Source organism: Streptomyces sp. NPDC057474 (genome assembly GCF_042802555.1).
Classification (GTDB): domain Bacteria; phylum Actinomycetota; class Actinomycetes; order Streptomycetales; family Streptomycetaceae; genus Streptomyces.
In genome coordinates this window covers 1-7,183 of sequence record NZ_JBHVDX010000345.1, presented here as the reverse complement: position 1 = coordinate 7,183, position 7,183 = coordinate 1, and the positions used below count along the sequence as shown (strand labels likewise).

Sequence of the window (7,183 nt, the reverse complement as noted above, 5' to 3'; positions counted from 1 at the left end):
CCTCGAACTCCTCCATGTCGAGCCGCCCCTCCGCGAGGGCGTCCCGCAGCTGCTCGGAGACTCGTTCACGATCGGCGTCGGAGGCACGAAGGTCCGCGGCGGCCGGAAGATCCGGCAAGTCGTCCGTCATACGAATCAGCCTACGAGGAACGCCCGCACGGGGGAACGAGACGACCTCACCCGACTCCCCGCCCGGCTCCCCGCCCGACTCCCCGCCCGACTCCCCGCCCGACTGCCCGCCCGTCTCCCCGCCCCTTCCCTGGCCTACGACACGGCCGGCCCCGGCTCCCCCACCCGCTCCGCCTGCTGCGCGTACATCTGGGCGATCACGACCTCGATGTCCGGCTCCCGCACCGACAGGTCCATCAGCGGATACTCCGAGGCGATCCGCGCCACCAGCGGGGCCGCCGACTTTGACGCCGGGAACGCGAGCCACTGCCGGGGCCCCTCCACCCGTACGACCCGGGCGGGCGCCGCCTCGATCGGCGGCAGCTCGCGCTCCAGGTCGACGACGAGCGTGCGCTCGCTCTCGCCCACCTCGTGCAGCCCGGTCAGCGGCCCGTCGTACATCAGGCGCCCGTGGTCGATGACCATCACCCGGCGGCACAGCTGCTCGATGTCCTGGAGATCGTGCGTGGTGAGCAGCACGGTCGTGCCCTGCTCGGTGTTGAGCTCCTTGAGGAACTCCCGGACCTTGGCCTTGCTGATGACGTCGAGCCCGATCGTCGGCTCGTCCAGGTACAGCACCTCGGGGTCGTGCAGCAGCGCCGCCGCGATGTCCCCGCGCATGCGCTGGCCGAGCGACAGCTGCCGTACGGGCACGTCCAGCAGGGCGCCCAGTTCGAGGAGTTCGACGCAGCGGTCGAGGTTCTCGCGGTATCGGGCGTCGGGGATGCGGTACATGCGGTGCATCAGCCGGTAGGAGTCGATGAGGGGGAGGTCCCACCACAGGGTCGTACGCTGCCCGAACACCACCCCGATACGCCGGGCGAGCCGCGTCCGCTCGCGGGACGGGTCGATGCCCGCGACCCGCACGCGGCCCCCGCTCGGCGTCAGGATGCCGGTCAGCATCTTGATCGTCGTGGACTTCCCGGCGCCGTTCGGGCCGATGTAACCGACCATCTCACCGCGCGCCACGGTGAAGGAGATCGAGTCGACCGCCCGCACCTCGCGCCGCTCCCGGCGCAGGAACCCGGTCTTCTTCCGGACGTCGAAGACCTTCTCCAGCCGGTCGAGTTCGATGAACCGATCCCCGCCCGCGCCCCTGTCCGCGCCGGTGTCCACGTACGTGTCCGTGTCCGTGTCCACGCCCGTGTCCGCTCCCAGTGCATCGCTCATGTGTCCCTTGACTCCCTAACTCCCGGTGCTCCGATACGAACGCAGCCCCGCCCGCCACGCGAGACCCGCCAGCGCACAGCAGGCCACGCCGACCAGCGGGGGTGCGAAGGCCAGCCAGGTCGGCAGGTCGAGGGGGTAGGGGCGGCCCAGGACGTACAGCCCGGGCACCCAGTTGACGAAGGCGAGCGGCAGGAGGAAGGTCACGCCGCGCACCAGGTCCTTGGCGAACAGGGACGGCGGGTACTGCAGGAGGGTCACGCCGCCGTACGTGAAGGCGTTCTGCACCTCGGAGGCGTCCTGGGCGACGAACTGGAAGGCCGCGCCCCCGACGAACACCGCCGCGAAGATCAGCCCGCCGCTGCACACCATCAACGGGATCAGCAGCACCTTGACCGGTGTCCAGGCGATGTCGAGCGTGGTCAGGGCGTACCCGAGGACGAACAACCCCTGGGTGACCCGGCCGAGGCGGCGCAGCGCGAACTTGTCGGCGGCGACCTGGGCGAGCACCGGGACCGGGCGGACGAGGAGGGTGTCCAGCGTGCCGTCGCGGACCCGGCGGCCGAGCCGGTCCATGGAGCCGATCATCAGGTCCGCGAGCCCGAAGGCGACGGCGGAGGTGCCGTACAGGAGGGCGATCTCGGGCAGGCTGAAGCCGCCCAACTCGTCGACCTGGGAGAACATCAGCAGGATCGCGACGAAGTCGAACGAGGTCGCCGCGAAGTTCCCGAAGGTCGTCATGGCGAAGGAGGCGCGGTAGGCCATCGTGGAGCGGATCCACATGGCGGCGATCATGCGGTAGGCGCGCAGACCGTCCCGTACACGGCTGTACACGCCGTACTCGCCGAACGGGTTCTCCTCCTTGACCCTCGCGACCGCGCGCTCGTCGAGGTCAGCCACCCTGGACCACCACCTTTCGCGTCGCCGCCGACTGGATCAGCCGCCCGACCGCCAGCAGTACCGCCGCCCAGGCGAGCTGGAAGGCGTACGTCCCCCAGGGGTCGGCCTCGCCCAACAGGACGTCCGCCGGGGCCTGGAGCAGCGCGGACCAGGGCAGGACGCGGGCGAGGTCGCCGAGCGCGCCGGGGAAGACGTTCAGCGGGAGGAGCATCCCGGAGAAGAACACTCCGGTGAGCCAGGTGATCTGCATCGCTCCGGCGCCGTCGAGGAGCCAGAACGCCCACAGGGCGACGATGTACCGGATCGCAAAGCTGACGAGGGCCCCGAGGGCGACCGCCACGAGACAGGCGAGCCAGGGCAGCGGGCCGGAGGGCAGTGCCAGGTCGAAGAAGAGAGCGCCGCAGACCATGGGGACGACACCGCGTCCGAGCAGCTGGAACAGGGCCCGGCCCATGTCGGCGGCGAGCCACCACAGCTGGAGGTCGACCGGCCGGTACAGGTCGACCGCGATGTCCCCGGTCCGGATCCGCTCGATCAACTCCTCCTCGAACCCCGCGCTCCCCAGCACCATCACCGCGAACATCGCCTGGCCGACCCATACATAGGTGAGGGCCTGCGCCTGGTCGTAGCCGCCGAGGTGGGGCTTCTCATGCCAGAGGGCCAGGTAGGTGTATGCGAGGATGAAGCCGAAGACGGTGTTGGTGAACACCCCCGCGGCGGTGGCCACCCGATATGTCGCGTACCGCCTGAAACCACCGGCGGCGACGGCGGCGTACAACCGCCCTGTGCCCACGAGGAAACCCCCATCCGCTGCGAAGAGTTAGGCGAAAGGCCGAGGCCTGGACCGATTCGGGCCGAAGCGAAGAAGCCTAGTCCGCGGCCGGAGTGGCGTGCCACGCGTTTTCGGGGGCGGACGGTGGCGCTCGTGGGGTGTGCGGGGCGCGTGGCGGGATCCGGGAACGGATCGAACGGTGCGAGAGTCTTTACTCAGGGGCGCAGAACCGGCCCGGAGCGGGCGCAAAGCGTACGAGTCCGTACGGAAATGAACGTACGACGCGAAAACAGGAGCACGGCAGCACGATGAGCGACGAGCCGCAGCCGAAGCGGAACGGCCCGGGCTGGGCACCGAGAGACCCGGAGCGACGCACTCCGGGCACGCCTCCGGGGTCCGGCGACAACGCCGCCAAGGGAAACACCGACGGTAAGCCCGGCACGACGCCGGGCGGGAGCCCTGACACGGCGCCCGCCGGGGGGCCTGACGCGGCGTCCACCCGGAGGCCTGACGCGGCGTCCGCCGGGAAGCCCGGTACGACGCCCGGCGGGAAGCCGGACGGCAAGCCCGGCGCGACGCCCGACCGGCAGTCCGGCGCAGCGCCTGGTGGGCCGTCCGGCGCGGCGCCTGGCGGGAAGCCCAGCGCGGTGCCCGGCGGGCAGCCCGGTGCGGCGTCCGGCGAAAAGCCTGATGCGGCGTCCGGCGGGAAGCCTGGTGCGGCACTCGGCGGGAAGCCCGGCTCGACTCCCGGCGGGAAGCCCGGCGCGGGATCCGCCCGGACGCCGGAGGCCAAGCCGACGCCGACCTCTGACGGCAAGCCCGCCGGGGCACGTGACGGTCAGCCCGCTGGGACCCGTGACGGACGGCCCGCCGGAGCCCGCGACGGCCAGCCCGCCGGAAACCGCGACGCCAAGCCTGCCGATGCGCGTGACGGCAACCCCTCCGGAACTCGTGACGCCAAGCCCGTCGACGGACGTGACGGCATGCCCGCCGGAGTCCCTGACGCCAGGGCCGCCAGGGCCGCCAGAGCCGCCAGGGCCGCCAGGGCCGCCGGCGCACTGGGCGGCAGCCCCACCGGCCCCCGTGACACCGGGCCCACCGCCGGACGCGACGGCAACCCCGCCGGAGCCCCTGACACCAGGCCCACCGGCGCCCATGACGGCAAGGCCCCCCGGACGCCCGGCGCGGCATCCGGCGCCGCCGGTGACGACACGCCCACCACCACCCTGGGCATCACGCCGGCCCTGAAGTCCGCCGCGGCGCCCGCCCGGCCGGTGCCGGACACGCCCACCCAGGCCCTGGGCGTCATCCCCGCCGGGAAGGCCGCCGCCACCGCATCCGCCACCGCGCCCGCCGCCGTGCCCGACATCACGCCCGACCCCGCGGCCGGGGGCGGCAAGGCGAAGAAGCCCAAGCGGCCCAAGCGCACCGGCTTCAAGCGGCTCATCCCCACCTGGCGCATGGTGCTCGGCGCCTTCGTGGTCGGGATCATGCTGATCGTCGGCGCCTTCGTGCTGGGCTACAACATGGTCCACATCCCGAAGCCGCAGGACGCCGCGACCAAGCAGAGCAACGTCTACCTGTACGCGGACGGCACCCAGATCGCCCGGGACGGCGAGGTCAACCGCGAGAACGTCCCGCTGTCGAAGGTCTCCAAGGCCGCCCAGCACGCCGTACTGGCCGCCGAGGACCGCGACTTCTACTCCGAGCCGGCCATCGACCTCAAGGCGATGGTCCGCGCGGGCTGGAACACCGCGACCGGCAAGGGCAAGCAGTCCGGTTCGACGATCACCCAGCAGTACGTGAAGAACTACTACCTGGCCCAGGACCAGACCGTCACCCGCAAGGTGAAGGAGTTCTTCATCGCGATCAAGCTGGACCGTGAGGTGACCAAGGACGAGATCCTGGAGGGCTACCTCAACACCAGCTTCTTCGGCCGCAACGCCTACGGCATCCAGGCCGCCGCCCAGGCCTACTACGGCGTCGACGCCGACGAACTCACCGCCGAGCAGGGCGCCTACCTCGCCGCCCTGGTCAACGCGCCGAGCATGTACGACGTCGTCGCCCACCCCGAGAACAAGGACGCGGCCGTCGCCCGCTGGAACTACGTCCTCGACGGCATGGTCAAGGAGGGCTGGCTCGAGCAGTCCGAGCGGACCGGCGCGAAGTTCCCGATGCCGAAGCAGGCCACCACGTCCACCGCCTTCTCCGGGCAGCGCGGTTACCTAGTCGAGGCCATCAAGTCGTACCTCATCACCAACAAGGTCATCGACGAGGAGGCGCTGGAGAACGGCGGTGGCTACCGCATCACCACCACCATCCAGCCCAAGATGCAGAACGCCTTCATCAAGGCCGTCGACGACCAACTGATGGACAAGCTCGACAAGAAGAACCGCAAGGCCGACAACTACGTCCGCGCCGGCGGTGTCTCCATCGACCCGAAGACCGGCAAGGTCATCGCGATGTACGGCGGCATCGACTACACCAAGCAGTACGTGAACAACGCGACCCGCCGCGACTTCCAGGTCGGCTCGACCTTCAAGCCGTTCGTGTTCACCTCCGCCGTGGAGAACGCCTCCAACAACCAGAGCGGCCAGGCGATCACCCCGAACACCGTCTACGACGGCACCAACAGGCGCCCCGTGGTGGGCTGGCCCGGCGAGACGTACGCCCCCGAGAACGAGGACTACGTCAACTACGGCAACACCACCGTCCGCCAGGCCACCCAGAGCTCCGTGAACTCGGTGTACGCGCAGATGGCCGTGGACGTCGGCCCCGAGAAGGTGGAGAAGACCGCGATCGACCTCGGTCTGCCCAAGAACACCCCGGACATGAACCCGTACCCGTCCATCGCCCTGGGCACCGCCACCGCGAGCGTCCTCGACATGACGGAGGCGTACGCCACGCTCGCCAACCACGGCAAGCACGGCACGTACACGATGATCGAGAAGATCAGCAAGGACGGCGCGGCGATCAAGATCCCCGTCACGGAGTCCACGCAGGCCGTCAGCCGCAAGGCCGCCGACACCACCACGTCCATCCTGCGGAGCGTCGTCGAGAGCGGCACCGCCACCGCCGCCCAGGCCTCCGGCCACCCGGTCGCCGGCAAGACCGGCACCGCCGAGGAGGACCAGGCGGCCTGGTTCGCCGGCTACACCCCCGACCTCGCCACCGTCGTCTCCGTCATGGGCCAGGACCCCAAGACGGGCGCCCACAAGCCGCTGTACGGCGCCATGGGCCTGAACCGCATCAACGGCGGCGGGGCGCCCACGGAGATCTGGGCCCAGTTCACCAAGGACGCCCTGAAGGGCAAGAAGGTGAAGGAGTTCGACCTCGACCTCCAGGTCGGCGCCGACGTCGTCTACACCCCGCCCAGCACCCCCGCCGACGAACCGGGCGCCACCGGCGACGAGGAGACCGGCGGCGCCACGGGCGACGAGGAGACCGACGGCCCGACGGACGGCGGCACCGACGACGGCACCACTACCGGCGGCACGCCCACGACCGACGGCGGCACGACCACCGGCGGGACGCCCACGACCGACGGCGGCACGACGTCCACGGGCGGCACGACCACGGACGGCGGCACCACCTCCACAGGCGGCACGACCACGGACGGCGGCACCACCTCCACAGGCGGCACCACGACCGACGGAGGCACGACGGACGGCGGAGCGACGACAGGGGGCGAGACATCGGTGGGGCCGTTCGGGTAACTACGGCTGCTCAGTGACCGGAGGTGGCCTTCAGACCCACCACGGCCACGAGCAGCAGACACACGAAGAAGATCCGGGCGGCGGTGGCCGGCTCCCCCAGCCACACCATGCCGAACACCGCCGCCCCGGCCGCCCCGATCCCCACCCACACGCCGTACGCGGTACCGATGGGCAGCGACTTGGCGGCGTACGAGAGCAGAATCATGCTGGCGACGATGCCGGCGCCGGTGAGCACACTGGGCAGCGGCCGGGTGAATCCGTCGGTGTACTTCATCCCGATCGACCAGCCGACCTCGAGCAGTCCGGCGACGACGAGCAGAACCCAGGCCATGGGGGCACCTCCGTAAGAAGAACTCGGGGGTGCGTCGTCTTTGCGGGTCCCGGTACGGCGCGTCTCGTCGGGCTCCTTCAAAGGTAGCAAGCAGACGCCGAAGGGGCTGGTGACCATGGTCACCAGCCC

At 70.8% G+C, this 7,183-nt stretch carries 6 protein-coding genes and 1 riboswitch; of the genes, 1 reads left to right on the top strand and 5 read right to left on the bottom strand.

The window, feature by feature from the left end:
• From ACFU53_RS45190 to ACFU53_RS45175, 4 genes are all read right to left on the bottom strand, one after another.
• On the bottom strand, positions 1-130 hold a 130-nt coding region (locus ACFU53_RS45190), incomplete at its 3' end, for a DUF1707 domain-containing protein (RefSeq protein WP_384005878.1).
• Between the two features lie 134 nt (positions 131-264).
• Positions 265-1,338, bottom strand: coding sequence for an ATP-binding cassette domain-containing protein (locus ACFU53_RS45185; protein ID WP_384005875.1), 1,074 nt, complete (start codon positions 1,336-1,338; stop codon positions 265-267).
• Between the two features lie 15 nt (positions 1,339-1,353).
• Positions 1,354-2,235 carry an ABC transporter permease gene (locus tag ACFU53_RS45180; RefSeq protein WP_384005873.1) on the bottom strand — a complete coding sequence of 294 codons (882 nt, stop codon included), beginning with the start codon at positions 2,233-2,235 and terminating at the stop codon, positions 1,354-1,356.
• A complete protein-coding gene (locus ACFU53_RS45175) occupies positions 2,228-3,028 on the bottom strand; it encodes an ABC transporter permease (RefSeq protein WP_384005871.1) in 801 nt (266 codons plus the stop codon). The genes ACFU53_RS45180 and ACFU53_RS45175 overlap by 8 nt, the downstream gene beginning before the upstream one ends.
• A 962-nt stretch (positions 3,029-3,990) precedes the next feature.
• Between ACFU53_RS45175 and ACFU53_RS45170 the strand changes: the two genes are divergently transcribed.
• A complete protein-coding gene (locus ACFU53_RS45170; RefSeq protein ID WP_384005877.1) occupies positions 3,991-6,723 on the top strand; it encodes a transglycosylase domain-containing protein in 2,733 nt (910 codons plus the stop codon).
• A gap of 10 nt (positions 6,724-6,733) precedes the next feature.
• On the opposite strand, the gene ACFU53_RS45165 is transcribed toward ACFU53_RS45170, so the two are convergent.
• Entirely contained in the window at positions 6,734-7,054 is a 321-nt protein-coding gene (locus ACFU53_RS45165; protein ID WP_384005869.1) for a DMT family transporter, read from the bottom strand.
• 28 nt (positions 7,055-7,082) lie between these two features.
• Positions 7,083-7,143, bottom strand: a riboswitch (guanidine-III (ykkC-III) riboswitch).
• Positions 7,144-7,183: the final 40 nt, after the last annotated feature.

Excerpts from the sequence above, each read along its gene's own strand:
- ACFU53_RS45185 (WP_384005875.1), bottom strand. The coding sequence starts at position 1,338 with ATGAGCGATGCACTGGGAGCGGACACGGGCGTGGACACGGACACGGAC.
- ACFU53_RS45170 (WP_384005877.1), top strand. The coding sequence starts at position 3,991 with ATGCCCGCCGGAGTCCCTGACGCCAGGGCCGCCAGGGCCGCCAGAGCC.
- ACFU53_RS45165 (WP_384005869.1), bottom strand. The coding sequence starts at position 7,054 with ATGGCCTGGGTTCTGCTCGTCGTCGCCGGACTGCTCGAGGTCGGCTGG.